This window comes from Coprobacillus cateniformis (assembly GCF_009767585.1).
Taxonomy (GTDB): Bacteria; Bacillota_I; Bacilli_A; order Erysipelotrichales; family Coprobacillaceae; genus Coprobacillus; species Coprobacillus cateniformis.
Map to the genome: position 1 here is coordinate 277,115 of NZ_WSNW01000001.1, position 22,948 is coordinate 300,062.

Annotated in this window: 18 protein-coding genes, 1 pseudogene and 1 CRISPR repeat array; of the genes and pseudogenes, 5 read left to right on the top strand and 14 right to left on the bottom strand. The window is 32.5% G+C overall.

Annotated features, from left to right (window positions below; all coding sequences use genetic code 11):
* Positions 1–29: 29 nt before the first annotated feature.
* The 7 genes from GQF29_RS01440 to tig form a co-directional block, all read right to left on the bottom strand.
* Complete coding sequence (locus GQF29_RS01440; RefSeq protein WP_054689890.1) at positions 30–194, bottom strand: cysteine-rich KTR domain-containing protein; 165 nt, start codon at positions 192–194, stop codon at positions 30–32.
* A 72-nt stretch (positions 195–266) separates the two neighbouring features.
* On the bottom strand, positions 267–1,997 hold the full coding sequence (locus tag GQF29_RS01445) for an ABC transporter ATP-binding protein (RefSeq protein ID WP_147514140.1): 1,731 nt from the start codon (positions 1,995–1,997) through the stop codon (positions 267–269).
* Complete coding sequence (locus GQF29_RS01450; RefSeq protein ID WP_147514141.1) at positions 1,994–3,769, bottom strand: ABC transporter ATP-binding protein; 1,776 nt, start codon at positions 3,767–3,769, stop codon at positions 1,994–1,996. Before GQF29_RS01450 ends, GQF29_RS01445 begins: the two co-directional genes overlap by 4 nt.
* A 155-nt stretch (positions 3,770–3,924) precedes the next feature.
* A complete protein-coding gene (locus GQF29_RS01455; protein WP_147514142.1) occupies positions 3,925–4,542 on the bottom strand; it encodes a TetR/AcrR family transcriptional regulator in 618 nt (205 codons plus the stop codon).
* Positions 4,543–4,918: 376 nt separating this feature from the next.
* Positions 4,919–5,527 carry a class I SAM-dependent methyltransferase gene (locus GQF29_RS01460; protein WP_119204757.1) on the bottom strand — a complete coding sequence of 203 codons (609 nt, stop codon included), beginning with the start codon at positions 5,525–5,527 and terminating at the stop codon, positions 4,919–4,921.
* A 214-nt stretch (positions 5,528–5,741) separates the two neighbouring features.
* Positions 5,742–6,122, bottom strand: a complete 381-nt coding sequence (locus tag GQF29_RS01465; protein WP_046446979.1) for a TnpV protein — start codon at positions 6,120–6,122, stop codon at positions 5,742–5,744.
* Positions 6,123–6,525: 403 nt separating this feature from the next.
* The gene (gene tig / locus GQF29_RS01470) at positions 6,526–7,476 is read right to left on the bottom strand and encodes a trigger factor (RefSeq protein ID WP_008788616.1); all 951 of its coding nucleotides are present in this window, start codon (positions 7,474–7,476) and stop codon (positions 6,526–6,528) included.
* A gap of 255 nt (positions 7,477–7,731) precedes the next feature.
* Between tig and rsmH the strand changes: the two genes are divergently transcribed.
* Positions 7,732–8,772 carry a 16S rRNA (cytosine(1402)-N(4))-methyltransferase RsmH gene (gene rsmH, locus GQF29_RS01475; protein WP_008788615.1) on the top strand — a complete coding sequence of 347 codons (1,041 nt, stop codon included), beginning with the start codon at positions 7,732–7,734 and terminating at the stop codon, positions 8,770–8,772.
* Positions 8,773–8,956: 184 nt separating this feature from the next.
* A CRISPR array of direct repeats spans positions 8,957–10,446; the repeat unit is 33 nt; unit sequence ATTTACATTCCAACTATTGGTTAGATTATATAC.
* A gap of 257 nt (positions 10,447–10,703) precedes the next feature.
* Here the strand turns inward: rsmH and GQF29_RS01480 are convergent.
* Positions 10,704–11,078, bottom strand: a complete 375-nt coding sequence (locus tag GQF29_RS01480; RefSeq protein ID WP_008788614.1) for a hypothetical protein — start codon at positions 11,076–11,078, stop codon at positions 10,704–10,706.
* A 446-nt stretch (positions 11,079–11,524) separates the two neighbouring features.
* On the opposite strand from GQF29_RS01480, the gene GQF29_RS01490 reads away from it, so the two are divergent.
* The 3 genes from GQF29_RS01490 to GQF29_RS01500 all read left to right on the top strand — a co-directional run bounded on the left by GQF29_RS01490 (position 11,525) and on the right by GQF29_RS01500 (position 14,061).
* Positions 11,525–12,586 (top strand): replication initiation factor domain-containing protein, encoded by a 1,062-nt coding sequence (locus GQF29_RS01490; RefSeq protein ID WP_318289575.1) that lies wholly within the window; start codon positions 11,525–11,527, stop codon positions 12,584–12,586.
* Positions 12,586–12,789 (top strand): excisionase, encoded by a 204-nt coding sequence (locus tag GQF29_RS01495; RefSeq protein ID WP_002610247.1) that lies wholly within the window; start codon positions 12,586–12,588, stop codon positions 12,787–12,789. The genes GQF29_RS01490 and GQF29_RS01495 overlap by 1 nt, the downstream gene beginning before the upstream one ends.
* 78 nt (positions 12,790–12,867) lie before the next feature.
* Positions 12,868–14,061 carry a site-specific integrase gene (locus GQF29_RS01500; RefSeq protein ID WP_017144216.1) on the top strand — a complete coding sequence of 398 codons (1,194 nt, stop codon included), beginning with the start codon at positions 12,868–12,870 and terminating at the stop codon, positions 14,059–14,061.
* A gap of 6 nt (positions 14,062–14,067) precedes the next feature.
* On the opposite strand, the gene GQF29_RS01505 is transcribed toward GQF29_RS01500, so the two are convergent.
* The 6 genes from GQF29_RS01505 to GQF29_RS01535 all read right to left on the bottom strand — a co-directional run bounded on the left by GQF29_RS01505 (position 14,068) and on the right by GQF29_RS01535 (position 22,058).
* Positions 14,068–15,555 (bottom strand): radical SAM protein, encoded by a 1,488-nt coding sequence (locus GQF29_RS01505; RefSeq protein ID WP_008788611.1) that lies wholly within the window; start codon positions 15,553–15,555, stop codon positions 14,068–14,070.
* A gap of 1,785 nt (positions 15,556–17,340) precedes the next feature.
* Entirely contained in the window at positions 17,341–17,622 is a 282-nt protein-coding gene (locus GQF29_RS01510; RefSeq protein WP_017144215.1) for a DUF2695 domain-containing protein, read from the bottom strand.
* Positions 17,623–18,455: 833 nt separating this feature from the next.
* Positions 18,456–19,433 carry a hypothetical protein gene (locus GQF29_RS01520; protein ID WP_017144214.1) on the bottom strand — a complete coding sequence of 326 codons (978 nt, stop codon included), beginning with the start codon at positions 19,431–19,433 and terminating at the stop codon, positions 18,456–18,458.
* Between the two features lie 185 nt (positions 19,434–19,618).
* Positions 19,619–20,359 (bottom strand): C39 family peptidase, encoded by a 741-nt coding sequence (locus GQF29_RS01525; protein ID WP_008788607.1) that lies wholly within the window; start codon positions 20,357–20,359, stop codon positions 19,619–19,621.
* 808 nt (positions 20,360–21,167) lie between these two features.
* Entirely contained in the window at positions 21,168–21,914 is a 747-nt protein-coding gene (locus tag GQF29_RS01530; protein ID WP_008788606.1) for a hypothetical protein, read from the bottom strand.
* Between the two features lie 51 nt (positions 21,915–21,965).
* The gene (locus GQF29_RS01535; protein ID WP_147331652.1) at positions 21,966–22,058 is read right to left on the bottom strand and encodes a helix-turn-helix domain-containing protein; all 93 of its coding nucleotides are present in this window, start codon (positions 22,056–22,058) and stop codon (positions 21,966–21,968) included.
* Positions 22,059–22,335: 277 nt separating this feature from the next.
* Between GQF29_RS01535 and GQF29_RS18510 the strand changes: the two are divergent.
* Positions 22,336–22,925 (top strand): annotated as a pseudogene (locus GQF29_RS18510) (MATE family efflux transporter).
* The last annotated feature ends 23 nt before the right edge of the window (positions 22,926–22,948 follow it).

Here is a 22,948-nt window from a genome sequence, read left to right on the forward strand (position 1 = left end):
GTGTTACCCATAGCGGCGGTGGTACATAATTATTTGCTGACTGCAAGCGTGATTTTCATATCCTGAACATTGATGATTGTTTCTTTTTTGCACTTCGGACAGTAGAGAGGAAAGTTTCTCATCTCAGTATTTTCCTGTATCATTGTTCGGGTTTTATTGCCGCAGACAGGGCAAAGTATCCATTCTGTTTTCATAATGTCGACCTCTTTGCGTTTCTCACTAATGGGAAAATATGAAATCTATATCATTCAATTTCAGTTAGAAATCTAAATTCCCCAATCCTGACTAATCATTTGCAGCTTTACCATATGCGGATAAATTTTGCCTGTGTTCATCAGTTTTTCCGGCGTTCCCTGTTCGGCAACCGTACCGTTTGAAAGCACAACCACTTTATCTGCGCCGCTTACGGTACGCATACGGTGGGCGATAACAAGTACGGTCTTGTCCTTTATCAGTCTTGACAAAGCAGCCTGTATCAATGTTTCATTTTCCACATCAAGACTTGCCGTTGCTTCATCAAGTAAGATAATAGGGGAATTTTTGAGAAAAGCGCGGGCGATTGAAATTCTCTGCCTTTCCCCGCCAGACAATTCGCAGCCATTTTCACCAATCATACTGTTATACCCGTCTGGGAGCTTTTCTGCAAATTCTTCACAATTTGCTAGTCTTGCCGCCGCAATTACTTCTTCGTCGGTCGCGTCCTTTCTGCCTATTCTGATATTCTCCATGATTGTGTTGTTAAACAGCGTCACATCTTGAAATACGATAGAGTACAGAGACAGCAAGGTTTCCGGCTCTATTTTCGATATATCCATACCACCGACAGTAATCTTCCCTTTGTTTATGTCCCAAAACCGCGAGGCAAGACGCGACACCGTAGTTTTTCCGCCGCCGGACGGTCCGACTAAAGCGGTAACTTCTCCCTGTTTTGCCGTAAAAGACACATCTTTCAATACGGTTTCCCCAGTATTATAAGCAAATCCTACATGGTCGAATACAATGTCATAACCTTTATTTATCAGTTGATTTTCCCCTGTCTGAATAGGTTGGTCAAGGATTTCGTTCATGCGGTCTATGTTCGTTTTCGTAGAGATTACCGCAGCAAGATTTTGCAATGCGCCTTCAAGCGGGGCATAAAGCCTTGAAGCTACAAGCAAGAACATAAAAAACAGCGGAATATCAATTTCTCCACGAATAAGCAGCGTAGAGCCTACAAGCGCAACCGTAGCAATTCCAAACTTTAATATTAGTGTTGAAGAAACAACAAAAAGTGCTGTTCCAAGTTCTGTTATAATGTGCCGTTTTTCTACATAGTCAATTTTTTTGTCAAGTCCTTTCAGATAACTTTCTTCCGCATTGTTTGATTTCAAGTCCTGTAAACTTTCGATACACTCTTGTACACCGCTTTCAAGCGCGACATTTGCCGCTACAGATTTACAGTTGAAGTATTCCTGTATGCGAGCTGAAAAGAATGTGATTGTAAATGCAATCGGTAAAACCCACACCGCCGCAAGAGCCATTCGCCAGTCGTAAGCAAAAAGGCAGATTGCAATTAGTGTTGTTGAAATGAGGGAGCCTGCCAATGCGGGTACATAATGGGAGAATGCAGTTTCAAGCGTAGCACAGTCTCCCATAATAGAATTGGTTAAATCCGCAAGGTCTTTTTTGCCAAAAAAGGACAACGGGATTTTGCGTAGCCGTTCCGCTAAGGATATACGCCTTACCCCGCTTTCCACATAAGTCGCTAAGTAAGTGGCGTTATATTGAAACCAAGTCGCAATAAATATAAGGCATAAGCAAACCAAAGAACCAACCGCATAAAAAGCAATGCGGCTTCCATTCAAGTTCCCATTCATGGTGTCAATGACAAAGTAATAGAGCAATCCCACAGGGAGCATAAAGGATATATCCTGTACGACGCAGGCAATACAGCCTTTTATCAAATCGACAGCCCCCTGTCTTGATAATGCAAAACGTCTTTGCAATGTCTTAATCATGCGTTTACCTCCTTTGCAATCTTCCATTCTGCCGCTTCGGAATAATCCTTCCACATTTTTGTAAATATGCCGTTTCTTTCTATCAGTCCGCTATGTGTGCCGCTTTCGACAATTTCACCGTCTTGCAGTACATAAATGCAATCCGCGTCTGTGATTGACGACAACCTGTGTGCAATCATAATGACGGTCTTTCCCTTTGAAAGCGCGGATAAAGCCTGCTGTACGCGCACCTCATTATCGGGGTCGGCAAATGCGGTCGCTTCATCAAGGATTATGATAGGCGCATTTTTCAAAATCGCGCGGGCAATCGCTATTCTTTGCTGTTCGCCGCCGGACAGATATACGCCTTTTGCGCCGACAACCGTATCAATGCCATTCGGTAATTTTTCAATAATATCCAAGCACTGTGCAGCTTCCAAAGCATGGGCGATTTCTTCGCGTGTAGCGTCAGGCTTTGCCATACGCACATTTTCCAATATGGACGCTTTGATAAGTCGGCTGTTCTGAAATACAAAGGACACCTTATTCATCAATGTTTCTTTCGGAATGTCGCATATGTCGATATTCCCTATCAGTACGCGCCCTTTTTGCGGGTCAAAAAATCTTGTGACGATATTTGCAAGCGTTGTCTTGCCGCCGCCGGACGATCCTACCAATGCGACTGTCTGCCCCGGTTTTATGGAAAGAGATACATCATTGAGCGCGTTTTTCTTTCCGTCATAGCTGTAACTAACGTGTTCTAATGTAATCCCATTATCTTTAGGGATATTATTCACGCTGCTTTCAGATAATGGTTTTTCGTTCAGCACTTCATTAATCCTGTTAATTGCGTCGCCTACAATCATTGCGTCCTCGCTCATAAACATAATTTTTGTGAGCGTCGTACCAATGACGGGCGTAATCACAATATAGAAAATAAGGTTTAACAGAAGTTCATTTGTTACGCCGCCCCTTGTAAAGAGAATACCTCCGGCAATCAGAAACGCGAATACACTGTTAATTGCCGTTGTATAGAACATCATAGGCAGACGCAGCCCCTTTGTGTATGCGATTACCCATGTTTCGTAATTGTCTATCGCGTTTTTGAAGCGTTTGAAAGAAAAGATTGTCTGTCCGAAAGTCTTTACTACGGGTACGCCCCGCACATATTCAACGGCTTCATTTGACATATCGGCAAGCGCATTTTGATATTGTTCCATTCGCTTTTCCATGTCTTTTCCTGTCATTTTCATCATAATCAGAAAACCAAGCACAACGGGAACAAGGCTTAAAAGCCCTAACCGCCAGTCAAAAGCAAGCAACAGGAAAAATAGCCCTATAGGGGTGGCAATCGCCCCCGCTTTGTCGGGAAGCCTGTGTGCAAGATACGTTTCCGTAGCAGCACTGGAACCGTTTACTATTCTCCGCAGCTTTCCACTTCCATACTTCTCCGTTACTCCGAGCGGCAATGCTGCAATATGGCGCATAAGCTCTTTTCGGATATTAGCGGCAACCCGGAACGCGCTCAAATGCGAACACATCAAAGCGGCTATGTAAACAACAATAGAGATAACTGCAAACAATACGGCAGACCAACCGTAGCCTGTGACATTCTCCGCCTGTGAGAAGTCCGGGGAAACCTCCAGTATGTCGTGAATAATACACCATATATACCAAAAAGGTACAAGAGCCAACAGTGCACTCATTACAGACAGTACCCAAGAAAGATAGGTCAATATCTTATGCCCTCCGGCATAACCCATCAGTCTTGATAGATTTGACTGTTTTTTCATTGATAAAACCTCCTTGAAAATTTTTTATGATACGAGAACAAAATGAACGTCCTCCAATATCCTCATTTCAGTTAGTGTTGCCCTTGTGAAGTTAGCAGTAACTAACCTGTGTATAAAAATTATAGGGCAGATTGCCCTAACGAATTTATTCATTTTTATTGCCCCATAATTTTCATCCACCCGGCGGTATAGAAATCTCTCATTTCTTTCAAATAGTGCTTTGCTTCTTCAAGAGGCATTTCATGTATAATCAACTCAAAAAATGTATTAAACATTCCTGTAATCAAGATATGCTCCAACCGTTCATCAATGGGGGGAGCAGGTCTGCCTATCTTTTCAAGAACTACTAAATAATCATGTGTTCCTTTTGTTTCTATTTCCACCATTTCATCAATCAATTTTGAAAAACGTGTTCCCTCCGAACAGCAAAGTATGAGCTTAAATTCATTCAAGTGTTCATAGGCATACAAGAGCATTTCATACATACATTCGCCGGAAGTAGAAGTAAGATTGTTAGGTTGTTCTTCTGGCGGAATTTCAGCAAATTCTTTTTGAGCCTTGCAAAATCGTTCCAGTAAAAAATTGTAGTGTTCGCCTACCAATGCTTCAAACAAGTCCTCTTTACTATCATAATAGCCATATAAAGCCCCTGTGGTTACGCCTGCTTTTTTAGCAATATTTCGTAATGAAGCAGATGTGAAGCCTTTTTCAAGAAATTCCTGTATAGCAGCCGATAAAATCATCTGCAATGTCGTTTTTTCTTCGTTGCTCATTTTTAATCCTCTTTTTATAACACCGTTATATAACATCGTTATAATAGCACCTCGCAAAAACTTTGTCAATTCCCCAATATTATTTTCCACTATCCAAATATCATTTTCTGTCTGCTCAGAGATGTAAATTTCATTATCTTTTTGTTTGAAAAGGTGTTAAATGACCGTCTTTCAGTTAACACCCCTTGAAAGTGCGTTTACCCCCCCCATATATTCAAGGACTTTCGCCTGTTTCGTCCATTTGCCCTCGTAAATTGTGCCCCTTGTTAGATAACGGGGACTTTGAATGGCTTGCAAGCATGACGGGATTACTTCGCCAGTTGCTGAAATTGTGAGCGTATCCGTTAAGTATATCAGGTAAAATTTAAAAATTGTTTTACTTTCGAGCAACCACACAAAGCCAGCCTTTAGCATTTTTGTTCGTTTCTATATGCGTAAATCCTGCTTTTTCCAAAGAATATTTAATCTCTTTGGAAGTATAAATTTTCATTCCTTTTATAATCTCTGTCCATTTTTTATCTTTGTCATTTTCGCCATTTGACTCATTACAAACCATAAAAATTCCACCTTTTTTTAGCACTCTATATATCTGGCTAAAACTTTGGTCAATATCAGACCAAAAATATATTGTTTCAAAAGCAGTTGCTAAGTCAAAGGTTTCATTGGCAAAAGGAAGTTCCTGCACATTTCCTTGCAGAATTTCACAATGCTTTCTTTCTACTGCAAATTTATTAACTTTTTTTGATTTTCTAACACTAACCTCTGAATAATCAATGCCAAAAACTTTACCCTTTGGACTTTTTTCTAATAGTTTTTTTATATTTGCACCACCACCGCAACCAACGTCTAATGATATATCGTTCTTATTAATTTTTATATGCTTCAATCCCCATTCTGCCATAGGAGAATGACCTATATTCATCATATTAACCATAAGGCTTCCGCCAAGTCCTTTAGGTTTACAAGTGTTTTGAAAAAAAGACATAATTACACCTCTCCTTACATCAATCAAGTTAGCTTTGACTAATTCATTCTATCATTATTATAAAATTCGTGCAATAAAGTCTTAAAATAATTGCAGAAATGAGATAGTGTATTTACGCAGGTTTTCTCAATTTAGTATCTGTTTTCAAGTCAAAGAGGGTAGACAAAAAATATTATCTGCCTACCCTCTTTTTCATCTTATAAGCGTTACATTACTATGCGTAGATAATTTCTGCATTGACGATTTCTCTTGCTCTTGCCTGTATCTCGTTTATTCTGCCAACCCACAACATCGGGCGTTCTGTTTTGAGCTGTTCAGTAACGCCCTCCTTATCAGCCATTTGCTCAACCAATCGAAACATCATCTCCGTTGCCTGTTCGTCAATATCAGCAAGATAACTGTTCAATCTGCCACTTGTGAGTAGCGTGATGTAAACTGCTTTCTTGCATTCCTGTAAATAGCGTTTGTGTCGCTGTCCCCATAAGCCGATAGGCTTGTTTTCTTTTTCGGTTGGTAAAGTAAGGCAAGGAATATAATAATCCCCCTGCAATTCATACCAAAGTCCGTTGCTTTCATCGTAAATATATTTCTCCATAGTGTTATCCTCCAAAATAATCTATTCGCACATACATCACAGTTTCCCGATTACCACACTTTGTTATATTGTGTTATCAGATTTTTCTGCCCTTGATTTTGCCCTTATGATTGTGCAGAACAAGGGTAACATTGTGTGAAATCATATAAAGGGATAAGGTGGACTGATTGCGATAAATCCTTTATTTTCAAGGTTTTCGGAGGATTTTATTAAAACTCTATGAGGTGCGATAAACACCTGTGAAATTATGAATTTCTAATTACAATTATTTATAATAATACTTGTGAAAAAAACATATGCTATTATGATACTTTTTAAATGAAATGATTTTATAATAATATAAAAAAGGAATAGACATACTTCTATTCCATAAAATATCTCTTTAATTCTATTAGAACAATTATTATTCATTAATATTTGCACTTTGAATAACCAATTGACTTGCTTTTACACGATTATAATCATGTTTTAAATCAGCAGCACTTACACGTTCTAAGACTTCTTCTTTAGTCATTTGGTTTTGTTGAGCAATCATTTCAATTTGTTGATCAATTTCTTCATCAGTAGTTGTTAAGTTCTCTACATTTGCAATTTCATCAATAATAGCTTCAAATGTTGCTTGTTGTTTTGCTGATGGTTCAATTTGTTGACGTAAAGCTTCTTCCGTGCTTCCCATCATTTGTAAATATTGTTCCAATTGCATACCTTGTTTTGCTAAATCCATACGTATATGTTGAATATGCTGTTCCATTGCTCTTTGAATATCTTCATCATTAACTTCTACTTCACTATCTTCAATTAATTTTTCAAAAATAGCGTTTTCTACATTTGTTCTATATGTTTGATCATGTTGAGATTGAAGTTGAACTTTCATTTGATTTTGTAAATCTTCAACTGTTTGCATATTTGGAACATTTAAAGATGCAACAAATTCATCATTTAATTCAGACTCCTGTTTATTTTCAACTTTATGTAATTTCACTTTAAAGACAACATCAGCACCAGCTAAATCAGCCATCCCATAATCTTCAGGGAATGTAAGGTTTAAATCCTTAGTTTCACCTTTTTTCATTCCAATCATTTGTTCTTCAAACCCTGGTATAAATTGACCTGAACCAATTTCTAATTGATGACCTTCTGCTTTACCACCTTCAAAAGCAACTCCGTCTTTGAAACCTTCAAAATCAATTGTTGTCATATCACCATGAGCTACTTCTCCATCTTTTTCTACAAAAGTTGGATTTTGTGAAACCATTGCTTCAATTTGTTGATTAACTTCTTCATCAGTCGCAATATGTTTTTCTACTTTGACTTGAATACCTTTGTATTGTCCTAATTTATTAACTTTTCCCATACCTATTTCCTTTCAATTTGACATGTGCACATTGTAACACAGATAACATAGAGAAATCAAATTTCTTTCAAATAAAGTAAGAATTCAATTCTTATAATTTCTTTTCATCATTCATGATTTATTAAAACTATATGTGCCTTATATAAAAACTATCATTATAAAAAAGCAACTTTAAAGATAACTATAGACATACAATCTTCTATAATGATAATATAGATTTTGTATTCATAACAATTATAAGAAAGGTATACTATTATGGAACCTAAACACAAAAGAAGAGTAAGATATAGTGGGACTCATCCCAAGAAATATAATGAGAAATATAAAGAATTAAATCCTGATTTATATCCTGAAACCATAGAAAAAGTTATTAAAAAGGGAAGTACACCAGTAGGTATGCATCTATCTATTATGGTTAATGAAATCTTAGAGTTTCTAGATATTCAAGAAGGTCAAATTGGATTAGATTGTACCTTAGGCTATGGAGGACATACTTTAAAGATGCTTGAATGTTTAAATCATACTGGTCATATGTATGCTTTAGATATTGATCCTATAGAAAGCGTTAAAACAAAAGAAAGACTTTTCAATAAAGGATATGGTGAAGAACTCCTAACAATTAAACAATGCAATTTTAAAGATATTGATTATGTTTCAAAAGAAGTTGGTTTATTTGATTTTGTATTAGCAGATTTAGGTGTTTCTTCTATGCAGATAGATAATCCTGAGAGAGGATTTTCATATAAAAAAGAAGGTCCGTTAGATCTAAGATTAAATCCTGAAAAAGGGATTCCTGCATCACAAAAATTACAAGAATTAAATAAAACACAATTAGAGCAACTTTTCATTGATAATTCAGATGAACCATATGCTAAAGAAATTGCTAAAAATATAGATTCATTCTTAAAAACTGGGCGTCTGATTGAAACCACAACTGACCTATATAAAATTATTGAAAAAAGCCTTTCTTTCATTCCTGTAAACGAAAGAAAAGAGTCTATTAAAAAGTCTGCTGCAAGAGTTTTTCAAGCATTACGTATTGAGGTCAATAATGAATTTGATGTTCTTATTGAATTTATGGAAAAACTCCCCAATATTCTTAAATCAGGCGGAAGAGTTGCGATACTTACTTTTCATTCTGGAGAAGATAGAATTGTTAAAAAGGCCTTTAAAGAAATGAAGAATCTTGGTATTTATAGTGATGCTGCAAGGAATGTTATAAGACCTAGTAAAGAAGAATGTCATATGAATAGTCGTGCCAAATCAACCAAAATGAGATGGGCTATTAAAGATTAATTAAACTATGTTATTAGAATAAAGGTGGAGAAAATTAACTTTGAAGTAAAGTCCTTCTCTTTTTGTTATTTCTTCACAAAATATAATTAAATAAATCATTAAGTTTCGAAACATCATATGTTGGTATTAAACTATAATCTTTAATTCATCACTTGTATAGTCAGTATTTCAAAACAGCATTTAAATTTACATTCCAACTATTGGTTATATTATATACGAGACCGCTAATTTAAAGATTAGAATCAATTCATATGGATTTACATTCCAACTATTGGTTATATTATATACTAATTAACAATACCTGTAAAAGCAAGAGGAACATTCAAATTTACATTCCAACTATTGGTTAGATTATATACCACCTCCTATAGATATATGCGTGGCTTTGCGATGCAAATTTACATTCCAACTATTGGTTAGATTATATACAGAGCAAGACACAACACAATTAAACTGTTCTCTAAGATTTACATTCCAACTATTGGTTAGATTATATACAGAGAACACTTAAAATTAGAAAACTTATCTTTATCATATTTACATTCCAACTATTGGTTAGATTATATACCAAAGCAAATGTAGGGAGCACATCATTTTATGATAAATTTACATTCCAACTATTGGTTAGATTATATACCAAGGACCAGCAAGCAAGTGCCGCAGCGACATTATTATTTACATTCCAACTATTGGTTAGATTATATACAGGGATCGCTTGTTATTCTAGGAAGCACTTTAGAAGGGATTTACATTCCAACTATTGGTTAGATTATATACCATTCAATATAGACTTTCTATCTTCATCTAAATCAAAATTTACATTCCAACTATTGGTTAGATTATATACGATTTTACAATCTTATTTCCTAACTCACTATCTCCAGTATTTACATTCCAACTATTGGTTAGATTATATACCGAACCGCTAAACAAGACATGAATACCCATATTTATTTACATTCCAACTATTGGTTAGATTATATACTGGTTAAGACTTCACTTGCATTATCTTTAAAAGATGATTTACATTCCAACTATTGGTTAGATTATATACCGCACCCATAGCAAGAGTACCAAGACCCGTAAACAAATTTACATTCCAACTATTGGTTAGATTATATACTACAACAAATTAACGAATCAAATTGTGTATAACTTATTTACATTCCAACTATTGGTTAGATTATATACTATTGTCTTTATTCTAAACAACTGTCCATTTCCTTCATTTACATTCCAACTATTGGTTAGATTATATACAGCTCCATGATATCCAATTTCAAAATCATATTCATATTTACATTCCAACTATTGGTTAGATTATATACTGGAGCGTATTTTCGATAAGTATTATTATTGTTCCAAATTTACATTCCAACTATTGGTTAGATTATATACATCACTAAGCATTAGATTTGTACACAACTTACATAAATTTACATTCCAACTATTGGTTAGATTATATACATCGAGGAAGCACGTTCAAGCGAAGCATTAGTCCCAAATTTACATTCCAACTATTGGTTAGATTATATACTAAATAACATATCGTAATCAGCAATAACTCTAATATATTTACATTCCAACTATTGGTTAGATTATATACGTTAATAGTTCTCTTATTTATCACATCATGTCTAAATTTACATTCCAACTATTGGTTAGATTATATACCCATAAATACTACACTATTTTTATATAAATTTTATATCTAATTTTCGATTATCCGTATAACTACTGTACTTTCAAGCATTTTGAAGTATAAAAAAGCATTCATTTTACCACGAATTTACCACGGTTGAATGAGCCTTGATATGACTATAAAATAACACTCAAAAGACATCATTACTGAAATGGTGTCTTTTTAAAAAGCAGTCAATCCTAAGACTAACTGCTTTGTGTGTATGGATATGAAGTTGTCAAACTGGGATTTATCGCACTCCTGTCAAGATAAAATTCATTAACTGCTCTACATCATCAAAATCATCATAATCTCCGTTTATGCCATCTCGATGATACACAACTCCATTTTTCTCATTTCTCTCTAAACAATCCAAAAGCTTTTCTTCTCCATATTTTTTAGCAAATAGAGTAAATGTGTATGGTTTAATTTTTCTCAATAATCCTTTCTTGCAATTTTCTTCACACTTATAACAATGTGTCAAATCTTTTACAACCGAACATTTTTTATTTTCACAAGTATCATTACCTGGACAACCGTTTGAGCCACAACCATTGCACTCAACATTTTCTGAACACAAACAACATGCAAGACCACATCTAGCAATTCCTAATTCTCGTTTCATAGGATACCTCCAAATTCTAATTTGTCGCTTTCTTCATATTCATATTATAACAGTTCCATATATCCGCTACAATAAAAATCAGCATACCCTTTGATATTTTTTCTACCTTGAAAAATACACACTTTTTCTTTCTTCCTCTTGATTACCCACCACAGAAAAGGAAAAGCCCTGTCAAGAGCATTGCCGCCATTGGTGGTGCTTTGCACTCTTTACTGGGCTTTTTGTTTACTGTATCTTCCATGCAAGAGGAAATCAAAGACCTCTGTTCCATTTCGCCTTTAGGCGAACGCATAGGGCGTATATGTAACACCGCCCTGCGCATACATGTCATAGTACCTAGAAACTGTGATAAATAAAGGAAAAAACACGATTTTTACCCCGCAAAAAAACGGGAAGTACGAAAGGAGTAATGCACTATAACTACACACAAAAATTTATCCGTTAAGATTGATTACATCAGCATTGTATTTGAAACCGCAACCGCAGAAGATGTCATCATGCACATTTTAGGTTTACCGACTGACATTTTCAATGTCTATCCGGCAAGCGTTAAATTCAAGACTTATCAAGCACGCTGGCAGATTGGAGATATTTATGTATCAGGGGACGCAAGAAAGACAGAGGACAACCCACAAGGGCTAGGCTGTTATCTTGTTATGACTGGCAGAGGGTGTGATGATATTTTCCGTATTCTCGACAGTAGGAATTATACCTTTGGGGATATGTTCAAACATTGTGAGCGAAGATACGGACTGGATAATTTCCATTTCACAAGGCTTGATATTGCCATTGATGATAAGAACGAAAAGCCATTCTTTACCATAGAGCAGATAAAGAAGAAATGCGAAAAAGAGGAATTTATCTCGAATAGTGAGGGCTACCACTTTGATGAAAGCAAGTTTGACGATTTCGACACCGCAAAGACTGTTTATATCGGTGCTGGAAAGTCGGGATTGTCCTACCGCTTTTATGACAAGGATAAAGAAGTCTGTTCAAGATATAATAAGACGCTTGATGAAGTCGGCAGTTGGAAACGGACAGAAATGCAACTGCGTGATGATAAGGCTCATGCCTTTGCCATGACATTCAAGGACAGACCGCTGGAACTTGGGGAATTGGCTTTCGGGCTATTGGCAAACAACCTACGTTTTGTCGTAGCAAACAGAAATGAAAGTAATAAGAGCCGATGGAAAACGTGTCGATTTTGGGAACGCTTTTTAGGGGCTGTGGAAGTCTTGAAACTGCAAGTATCAAAACCATATAATTCCCTTGAAGAAACACAGCAATGGCTCACAGAGGGTGGCGTGATTTCTGCTGTCAAAAGTTTCTATTTCTTGGAAGAACATGACGCATTAGGTGGACTTGAAAAAGTGGGAACTATGCTTGACAAGGCAAGATACAGCACTTCCCTTTCCAGTAAACTAACTGCACATTTACAGAGGATAAACCGCACCGACCTTATCCCCTATATCCAGTATGACACGAAACAAGGGAAAGGGGGTATCTGATGAATAACAACGATATTCCCGTATGGGAAAAATACACCCTTACCATTGAAGAAGCGTCTAAGTATTTCCGTATCGGAGAAAACAAGCTAAGACGATTGGCAGAGGAAAACAAGGACGCTGGCTGGCTCATTATGAATGGCAACCGCATACAGATTAAACGCCGACAGTTTGAAAAGGTCATTGATAAATTGGACGCAATCTAATGCAAATGAGCCTTGTATGTGTTATGATGAACACAAGTCATATCAAGGCTCTTTCCAACAAGGAAAGGAGCAGACACCATGAAAGAAAAAAGACGGGATAGCAAAGGACGTATCCTGCATACTGGAGAGAGCCAACGAACAGACGGAAAATACTTATATAAATATGTGGACGCATTTGGAAACACAAAATATGTGTATGCTTGGAGATTGACACCCACAGACCCGACACCAAAGGGAAAGCGGGAAAAACCCTCACTTCGAGAACTGGAACAGCAGATAAGACGGGATATTGAGGACGGTATCGACAGCACAGGTAAGAAAATGACGCTTTGCCAACTCTACGCCAAACAGAACGCACAGAGGGCAAACGTGAAGAAAAGCACACAAAAACAGCGGGAACAACTTATGCGGTTATTAAAAGAGGACAAGTTAGGTGCTAGGAGCATTGATACGATAAAACCCTCTGACGCTAAAGAATGGGCGTTACGCATGAAAGACAAAGGCTTTTCCTATAACACCATTAACAACCATAAACGCTCGTTAAAAGCGTCATTCTATATCGCCATACAAGACGATTGTGTAAGGAAAAACCCTTTTGATTTCAAGCTGAGTGAAGTCCTAGAAAATGATACGAAAGAGAAAGTCGCATTGACAGAGGAACAGGAACAAGCCTTACTGTCATTCATCAAAACGGACAACGTGTATCACAAGTATTATGATGATGTGCTGATACTGTTAAAGACTGGACTTCGTATCTCGGAATTGTGCGGACTGACAGTAGCCGATATTGATTTCAAGAATGAGGTTGTGGTTATCGACCACCAGTTATTAAAAAGCAAGGAACAGGGCTATTATATTGAAACGCCTAAGACAAAGAACGGAATAAGGCAAGTTCCATTAAGCAGAGAAACGATACAGGCATTTCAACGGGTCATAAGGAAACGCACAAAAGGGAAACTGATAGAGATAGACGGATACAAAGATTTTCTGTTCATCAATCCGAAAGGCAATCCCAAAGTGGCGATTGATTACAACGCCTTATTTGTCCGTATGGTAAAGAAATACAACAAACACCACGAGGACAATCCCCTGCCACATATCACACCGCATACGCTACGCCATACGTTCTGCACGAGATTGGCAGGCAGGAACATGAACCCGAAAGATTTACAGTATATCATGGGGCATTCAAACATCAGTATCACAATGAACTGGTACGCTCATGCGTCCATAGATACCGCAAAATCAGAGGTTCAGCGTCTAATCGCATAGAAGTATTTACCACGATTTTAACCACGTTTGATAGAGAAAATATAAGAAGATAGACCTAGATATATGAGGTTTACCGCAAATGCAAAATGCCCGTAGAGCCCATAAAATAAGGCTTTGCGGACATTTGAGAAGATATAAAAAGATAGTCAAAAAGACATATATAATTTCAGTAAAATCATTCATTTCTTTAGAATTCATAGAGTTATAATATATTTTATACATATCGATGTTCCCATTTTCCGAATATTCTTTTCTGTGTATTATGTAATCCTCTGGCATATATAATATTCTTAAAAATTCATTATAATCTTTTCCAAATGCATGTTCAAAAAAATCTCTATTTGGTCCTACAACGCCATGAGTGGCACTTAAAACACACTGTATTCCTCTCAATAATTTTTTGTTCCAATATTTTCCTACATATTTTCTGTCTTTACAGTGTTCTCCCTCTAAAGGCATATATTTCATTGGAAAAGACCAAATTCGTGTTTTTAATCCTTGACTTTCAAAATCCTCATTTAATTCAATATTAATTCTTAATCTATAATACAATTCATATGGTGTATCTTCAAAATTAAACAAAATATAGTTTGATAGAACTTTAAAATTATATTTTGCTGCTAACCTCTGAGCATTAATATATAATTTAACATTTTCTTTATCTGCATGATCAAAAGCAATTCTCAAAGGTCTCACTTCTAATTTTGATAGTAACTTTATCGTGTCTTCTGTAATTAGTCGTGCATCAGTACCTTGATTAAAATCAATATATCTAGTTAATTTTCTATTTTGAGAATTAACATATGATTTATTTTCCCTTCCGAAACCTAGTTCAATCAAATCATCTACAATATCTTTCAATTTATTTGAAGCTAGTATATTATTATCCATTAACATCAAATGCCTTTTTTCACCAAATGTCTTATTGATGCATTGAATCTGTTCTTTTATATCTATATAAGGACAATATATTGGTTCCAAAGTCTTTACTGCACAAAATTTACATTTCCTAATACATCCTTTTGTTGTAGAAGTTATATATGCATTTGTTATTTTATATTCTTTTTTTAGATATGAATTTTTTGTTATATCAATAATATCATAATCGGGAGTAATCCTATCTACAACGATTTCATTATTCCCAAGAATACCTGGTTGGTCTAACAATCCTCTCAAAATAGTAATACCTTGCAAAGATGGTTCATTATATAAATCCTCATATAATAGTGTTGCTAACACTCCTCCAACATAAATATTATTCCTTTGCTCGACGCTATTCATATAATATCGTATAGTTCTTATTGTTCTGTTCCAATAAAAAGTAAATAATGTTGTAATATATATTCTATCCCATTTCATGCCTTTAAGAGACTTTTCTTCTCCTTTTACAAAAATAACTTCATCACCTAAAGCCTTATGATAAGCACTTATTTTCATCAATCCTAGTGGGGGATATTTATTTTTATACCCTGGTTCTACTAATAAAACTTTCATCTGCCATCCTCTTTTTCCTGACTCAAATATCTTAACTAAATTTTCTTTTTGCCATTTTTATAAAACTTATTAATTTATTAAAGATTATAAATCTATCTTCTATTTCTAAACTTTTTTCTTTTAATTAACCCATTATCAACTAAATTACTTTTTTGAACTAGTTCCTTTAACAAAATTTAAATCCACCTTGCCATCAATCCAAAATATTAATAAAATTAGTAATCAGACATCTCATATTTAGTTCCTTCACAGATTATAATATTTAATATTTCTTTAGAATTTTTTTAATCATACTTTATTTTTATAAATTTTATAGTTATATAATCTCCCAATAATGAAATTTAATTTCTATAAATTTTAAATAAAATACTTTTTATCAAAATTTATCACTTCATGTAATAAATTATAACATTCTATTTTCTAAAGACAACATTTTTACTATTTCACAAAAAAAATTGTCTATATAAATATCAATTTTGATAAGAATAAATTTTAATTAATCAGTTTCTAATTCATTCTAGAAATGTTCAGATAATTAATAAAGTAATAATCCAAAGAAGAAACTGTCTTTCCTTTCTTCAAATTTTTCATAAAATACTAATCCAAACTGATTTTAGATTTATTTTAACAAACTATTTCTACACTACTTCAACATCCATTTTAAATTATTAATGATGATTTTATATAAAACTTATGCTAGATGAAATATATCTTTTGTCATGGCTTAATTACTTGCTAAATGTATCAATTAGAAAAGTACACACACATTATGTTTTTTTACTGTGCTCCTTATCAAAATATCATGTTAATTTACATGATGTCCGTCCTATTATATCACACATATTACAACGATTATAAAAAACAGAAATTTTCTCATTTTTTTAAATTTCTTTCAAAGGACAGTTTGAACATGTGCGAAGATACAAATCATATTGGAAACTTATGGACATTTATATGCAAACACCTGAAGTTACTAGAGAATTAACTTTTAATCTTCGATACAATAAATTACACAAAATATTGCGAATTACACAAGAAATTAGCACACTGCCATTTACCAAAAAGAGATAAAAATATAATGAAATCTGTAAATAATAAAAAAACTGCAAAACCCTGTAATTAAAGGCTTTACAGTTTGATTCCAACTATTCAAACTCTTCACATCCATAGTTTTACTAAACATATTTGCTTAATAAAATCGTCTTTTCTGTCCTTTTTCGTATATATTTTATACTATTTCTACATCATTTACAAGCTAATGGTATCAAACTGGTATCATTTTATTGGTATCAATAATTAGTTACCAACGTATGATAAGCATTAAAATATTTTAATTTTAATAAGTACTTTTAAGTCTACATTTATATTAATTTTATCTTAGTATCTTCTGATTATTTTTATTTACAGCACGTCTTATTACCAAAATAGTACCACAAATTTAAAAAATATTTAATACTATTCAAATTTGATCTATACATATCACTTTCACATATCTTATGATACATTTCGATATTTATTTTCTCTAATATGTATTAATCACATCACTTTTTAATATTTTGAATTATATTGAGTTCCCAAAATGAACCATAATCAAGTACATAATTTGGCCTTTAATATAAAATAATAACTATAACATCAGTTGTTGTAAATCATGCAACAACTAATTCATATCATAAAGTATCCAACCTACTTTAAAAGTATAGCATTCTTCAGATTTTTTTACACTACTCCATCAATACCTCTTCGACATGCCATCCCACTTCTTGTAGAGGTGGCATTATGTTTTTACTCTTCATCGTCTTTATCTCTATAATCAAGTTCAGAAATTATTTTTCTTACTACAAATTGTTTTTCTACATTAGCCAAAACTGCACAATCACAACCTCCATCATTTTTATAAAGCCACTCTGTCACATCTTTAATCGGACATTTATGTTTCTCTAAAAACTTTATTGTAAGTTGTAAATCTCTTTTACATCCTTGACTTGATTTATCTAGATAATCAAAAAGTTGTATAAATTTTCCAACAGGCATAGGCAATGAATTCAAAAATTTTAGGTTCTTCATACATTTCATCACATATTCACGTATAACTCATATGTTCATCATCATTATCATATTGTTTAAACATCTCATGATTTGCAGTAAAAAAATCTAATATGTATTCTTTATTCATCCTACAAAGAAAAACAGATCAAGACAATCTCATAGGTTCAAAAACACTTTCTGAAGCTACGACAGGAATGTTATTGCTTTCCATGAGAAAAGAATTCGAAACTCATATTAAGAAGTCATAAATCTATTATCAAAATCAAAAAAGATAACATTAATTGGATATTAGATACTGATGAACACTCAATAACCGAGGAGATACCAAAAAACATTCTCCTATTGATTAATACAGTGGTAGGTTTAGAGAAACATGAACATGTAGGAACTTGTCAAGAGATTGTTCAAAACACAAAGATGGAACTGAATCCTAATTATCTTACAAAGTGTCTAAAACAGAATAAACCTTATTTAGATGAAAATCATATCACTTTTATTAATGCTAGAAATGGTCAAAAAAGAATAATGAAAATAATTTATCATGAAAACGACAAAATGACAGGATGACAGATAAAATCTCTATAGAAATCAACTGTCACACTGTCATAAAACAAGAACGTTGAAAATTTAATGTAAAGCCTATCGGCAATCTTTATAAAGAGAGACCAAAAAATTTGTCTAGTGAACTACACCCGCATACTCTGGAGCGGTCGATGAGAACTTAACTTTGTTAAGTACTCTACAAAAAGCAGTGTATTTAAGGTAATTAAAAAGCATATCATGGTATAAAAATGTATAGCTTGATATGCTCTTATTTGGTATTTGGTGGATATTTGGTAGATTTTACTGAACTATAAGTTTAGGGTGATTTTATAAATATTTTTATTATCAATCAAATAAATTTGATTGATCCCATCGCTATATATCCAATCTATGGTGTTTTCTAATGATTTCTCTTTTTTGTTAATTGAATTAATAACCTTATTCTCTTTGATATTAATAAAATAAATAATGTTTTCTGTATGAACAACAACAATATCATTTTTTAACAAAGCAAAATCACTTACTTTTTCTTGATCAAATAAACATACTTCTTTTTCATTCTTTAAATCATGTAAGTACAAATAGTGATCATCATTATTTTGATATATGATAGAATCATTAATAACAATAAAATTCCCAAAGTTTTCTTGGAACTTTAACGCTTCAGGCTTTTCATCTTTTAAAATGCAAAGTTGATAATTTGAATCTTTTTTAACCTTTAAATATACAGAATCATTATTGATATCATTTTTTGATAAGAAAAAAACAGATTTTAATTCAATAAAATCATTCGGATTTTCTAAATTAAATAAGTTATTATTCAATTTATAATAATATTTATTATTGTATTGTATAAATCTTGGATAGGCATAAGGATCTTCTATAGAATAAGTTTTTATTACTTTTTCTTTGTTATTTTCAAATATACATAATTCAATATAAAATTTTTCGTTATTTTCAATAAGATTGAAATAATATAAATTATCTCTATATTCTATGAAATCAACAATTCTCTTATTAGTTGTTATTATATATTTATTATCCTGTTGACCATCTTGATTTAATATAACTATTGATTTTGTTGTAAAAAGAAATGGATCATTAAATGTATTTAATTCATTCAAAATTATTTTATTATGAGTAACTCTTAATATTTCATATTCAATATCTGAAATTTGTGATAATTTTGTTAAATCAAAACTTTGTATATCGTATTGTATGTTTTGTTTATTACTACATCCTAATATACTAGATAATAATATAAAAAGGGTTATTATTTTTTTCATTGGCATTCTCCTCGTATAAATATTTGGTATGTCAGTGACTAATATTATTTAATTAAATTTATTATAAATTCAATTAAAACAAGTAGGAAAAGTGTTATCAGTTAAACATTAATTTTACCATGAAATCGTATGCGATAATTTGAAAAAGAATGCTTTTTTATAACTAATAATACTTTATAAAGAATTTATGCAGAATAAATTAAATATCTTTTCCCCCACTTTGTAAGTGCTAGATAAAAATTAGATAATTTGTCAGTATGATTTCCATATACACTTCCTTTTCCATAATCTTTATAGTATGGATCATTATAACTAACTTTAACACCTGGATCATATGTTGGATCAAAAATTGTATGTCCAACTACATAATGACCTAAGTTTGTTCCATTATACATCTGTAACGAACCAGTTTTAGCATGAAATATTACCGGAGCTTCTTTTGCGATAGATGCAGTAACCTTTTTTTGTAAGTCACTTTGACTAGATACTGTAGTATAAGCATACTTATATTTAGATTGTTTTGAATTCAAAACATCTCTCATTTTATATACATATGTACCTATCGAACTTGCTGTACCTGCACTTGAAGCCAAACTGCTCTGAGAATATTTTGTACCTGTGATATGTTTTAAAGTCATTTGAAGAGATGCTGGACCACAATAATAACCATTTTCTTGTTTATATGTTGGTACTGTTGGATAACAAGATTCACCCCATCCCCTTGTTTGTATAATGTTGTTTTCATCAAATGTGGAAATAATTTCCTTATTCTCATTTCTTTTAGCTTCACCACCACTTTGGACTTCCAAATAATTTTCTAAATCATCTACAGGAAATTCATCATCTGCAAATACAGAAGTAATGTTCATTGCCATCATAGATAATGGAAGAGCCACCAAAAAAAATTTTTTAATACCTTTTTTCATAATTACATGCCTCCTTTTTATTATTTGTAATTAAACCATTTTTTAGGAATACTAAATAAATATGCGCTGTTTGAAAATTAATGTAAATTGTTTTTATTAAGGTAAGAACAATCTTATCGCATATTTGTTTCATTTTGTCTAAAAATAAGATATTAATGTTTTTGAAATAAATTTATGATAATTATGCTATTCTTCCCTCCTTCATATTTACAAACAAATAATAATATGCTTTTAGTTTTTACGAATTATATCCAACTATTAGACTTTAAATGAAAGCCCTTACTTTACAAATCTATTTTATCAAATTTAATTATATATATCAAGAAATACATTTTTACTCTATGTATTGATTTTAGATTATCATTGTAATATAACATATTAGAAAGTTATAATAAACTGATAAGAGGAATACAGAATATTTCAAGCATAGAGGGAAAGCTGCTTTAAGTTTTATTATACGGGATAGTTTCTGTATAATAACCTTTATTTTATAAGTATTATTTTTGACGATTTTTAGCCTATTTATTACACATTTTTCATGCATTTACAGCTATTATTTTTATTTACAAATTTTTTAGTACCAAAATAGTACCACGATTGAAGTTTATAACTATATTTTAAATACTCCTTATTCATCAGAGTTCTCTTATTTGTATATATCTGTTATACACTATTTAGTAGAAAAGAGGTAAGTTTTTAACAGTTATTTCAAATCAAATCCACCATTTTTCTACCATATTTTTTGTTACCTACTGTTTTAATGTAAAAAACAAAGCTTTTGTCCTATTATAAACAATCAAAACCTAAACTACAATTTAAAAAGTTCTTGTTCTATCATTTGATAATATTGATTCAATAAAACATTATCTTTGTCACTTTCTCTTCTGATTTCATAAATTTGCATTATTAATTCTGGTGTAGGTACACCTACTATATGTAATGATTCTTTCATTTGATGACTCATTGGTACTCCTATAGAATAAGCATTTGTTTCACTCACAATTTTGCTTCGTAAAGAATGATGATCAACTTCAATTATTTTATGAGGATTGATATATTGTTGATATGTATCATAAGCATTTGGTCTTTGATTAATGAAATCAACAAATGGATAATTCCATAATCTTTCCTTAGAAAAATTATCTAATAAAGGATGATTTTCTCTTACATTAATTTGACAACAAATATCTTTTAAACAACGAATCAACAAATGATGTGATAATGCAAAGTCTCTTACTTGATTCTCCATTGAACGAGGAATAATAAAATAGGCTACATCAATAACATGCTGATATGTTTTCTCTAGTGCTTCTTCTACTGAACAATTGATAATTGTTATTTGGACTTCATCTTGAACAGTTTGATCATTTAACATTCTATATAATGGAGATAAAGCATAATCTCCATTACCAATAGATATTTTTAAAGATATTTTCTTATGATCAAAGTTAATATTCATTAGATTTTCTTTTTCCTTCATAATATTATGTGCTATCAATAAGACTTGTTTTCCTTGTTCTGTAAAATGAATTCCTTGGTGATTTCTATAAATCACAGGATAACCCAACTCATTTTCAAATGATGTTAAAAGATTGCTTAAATTCGGCTATGACATATATAAGTGTTTTGCAGCCTTATTTAAAGAACCATACTTTTCTATAGCAATCAAATATTCAAACACTTCAAGTTTCATAAACATCCTCCTTTTATTTAAAAAAAATAATCATTTTTATTTAATTCAATATAGTTATAACTTTTTATTATAATATTATACTACATTCATATTTTTCAGATATCAAAAAAAGACCTATAATAAAAGCGAAAAGGAGGAAAATATGAATACATTTAAGATGAGATTTGAAAAAATATCAAAAATAGATATGTCACAAGGACAACCGTTAAAATTAATAACTCTATTTGCTATACCACTAATGATTGGTAATTTATTTCAAATGTTTTATAACATGGTTGACACAATGGTTGTAGGAAAATGCGTTAGCACAACAGCTCTTGCATCAGTTGGAGAAACAACACCTGTTGTGGATTTATTATTAGGTCTGGTTATTGGACTTTCTAATGGTCTTTCTATCGTTATTGCTCAAAGGTTGGTGCAAATGACAAGACATCTACTAAAAAAGCCATAACAAATGGATTTTATTTAATTATAATATTAAGCCTATTGATTATGATATTGGGATTAAGGTTTAATAAAAATTTGTTTGCACTTATTCATCTATCACAAGAACTACTCCCTGGAGCTATAACATATTCGTCAATTATTTTTATTGGAGCAATATTTGCAGCTGTTTATAATTATGAATCCGCAATATTAAGAGCTCATGGAAATAGTGTCATTCCTTTATTATTTTTGATTCTATCTGCTATTTTAAACGTCGTTCTTGATTTGTTTTTTGTGATTATTTGTCATATGGGAATTGCTGGCGTTACCTATGCAACAATCATAGCGGAATTAATTTGTTGTTTATTATGTTATATGTATATGAAGAAAAAATTAGATATTCTTGATTTTGAAAAAAAGACTATTGTTTTGACTTACAATGTATAAAAGAGCATATCAAAGTAGGTATG

What these genes read in the sequence shown, in the direction of transcription:
- GQF29_RS01440 (WP_054689890.1), bottom strand. Translation starts at nt 194, where the DNA reads ATGAAAACAGAATGGATACTTTGCCCTGTCTGCGGCAATAAAACCCGA.
- GQF29_RS01445 (WP_147514140.1), bottom strand. Translation starts at nt 1,997, where the DNA reads ATGATTAAGACATTGCAAAGACGTTTTGCATTATCAAGACAGGGGGCT.
- GQF29_RS01450 (WP_147514141.1), bottom strand. Translation starts at nt 3,769, where the DNA reads ATGAAAAAACAGTCAAATCTATCAAGACTGATGGGTTATGCCGGAGGG.
- GQF29_RS01455 (WP_147514142.1), bottom strand. Translation starts at nt 4,542, where the DNA reads ATGAGCAACGAAGAAAAAACGACATTGCAGATGATTTTATCGGCTGCT.
- GQF29_RS01460 (WP_119204757.1), bottom strand. Translation starts at nt 5,527, where the DNA reads ATGTCTTTTTTTCAAAACACTTGTAAACCTAAAGGACTTGGCGGAAGC.
- GQF29_RS01465 (WP_046446979.1), bottom strand. Translation starts at nt 6,122, where the DNA reads ATGGAGAAATATATTTACGATGAAAGCAACGGACTTTGGTATGAATTG.
- tig (WP_008788616.1), bottom strand. Translation starts at nt 7,476, where the DNA reads ATGGGAAAAGTTAATAAATTAGGACAATACAAAGGTATTCAAGTCAAA.
- rsmH (WP_008788615.1), top strand. Translation starts at nt 7,732, where the DNA reads ATGGAACCTAAACACAAAAGAAGAGTAAGATATAGTGGGACTCATCCC.
- GQF29_RS01480 (WP_008788614.1), bottom strand. Translation starts at nt 11,078, where the DNA reads ATGAAACGAGAATTAGGAATTGCTAGATGTGGTCTTGCATGTTGTTTG.
- GQF29_RS01495 (WP_002610247.1), top strand. Translation starts at nt 12,586, where the DNA reads ATGAATAACAACGATATTCCCGTATGGGAAAAATACACCCTTACCATT.
- GQF29_RS01500 (WP_017144216.1), top strand. Translation starts at nt 12,868, where the DNA reads ATGAAAGAAAAAAGACGGGATAGCAAAGGACGTATCCTGCATACTGGA.
- GQF29_RS01505 (WP_008788611.1), bottom strand. Translation starts at nt 15,555, where the DNA reads ATGAAAGTTTTATTAGTAGAACCAGGGTATAAAAATAAATATCCCCCA.
- GQF29_RS01510 (WP_017144215.1), bottom strand. Translation starts at nt 17,622, where the DNA reads ATGAAGAACCTAAAATTTTTGAATTCATTGCCTATGCCTGTTGGAAAA.
- GQF29_RS01520 (WP_017144214.1), bottom strand. Translation starts at nt 19,433, where the DNA reads ATGAAAAAAATAATAACCCTTTTTATATTATTATCTAGTATATTAGGA.
- GQF29_RS01525 (WP_008788607.1), bottom strand. Translation starts at nt 20,359, where the DNA reads ATGAAAAAAGGTATTAAAAAATTTTTTTTGGTGGCTCTTCCATTATCT.
- GQF29_RS01535 (WP_147331652.1), bottom strand. Translation starts at nt 22,058, where the DNA reads ATGTTTATGAAACTTGAAGTGTTTGAATATTTGATTGCTATAGAAAAG.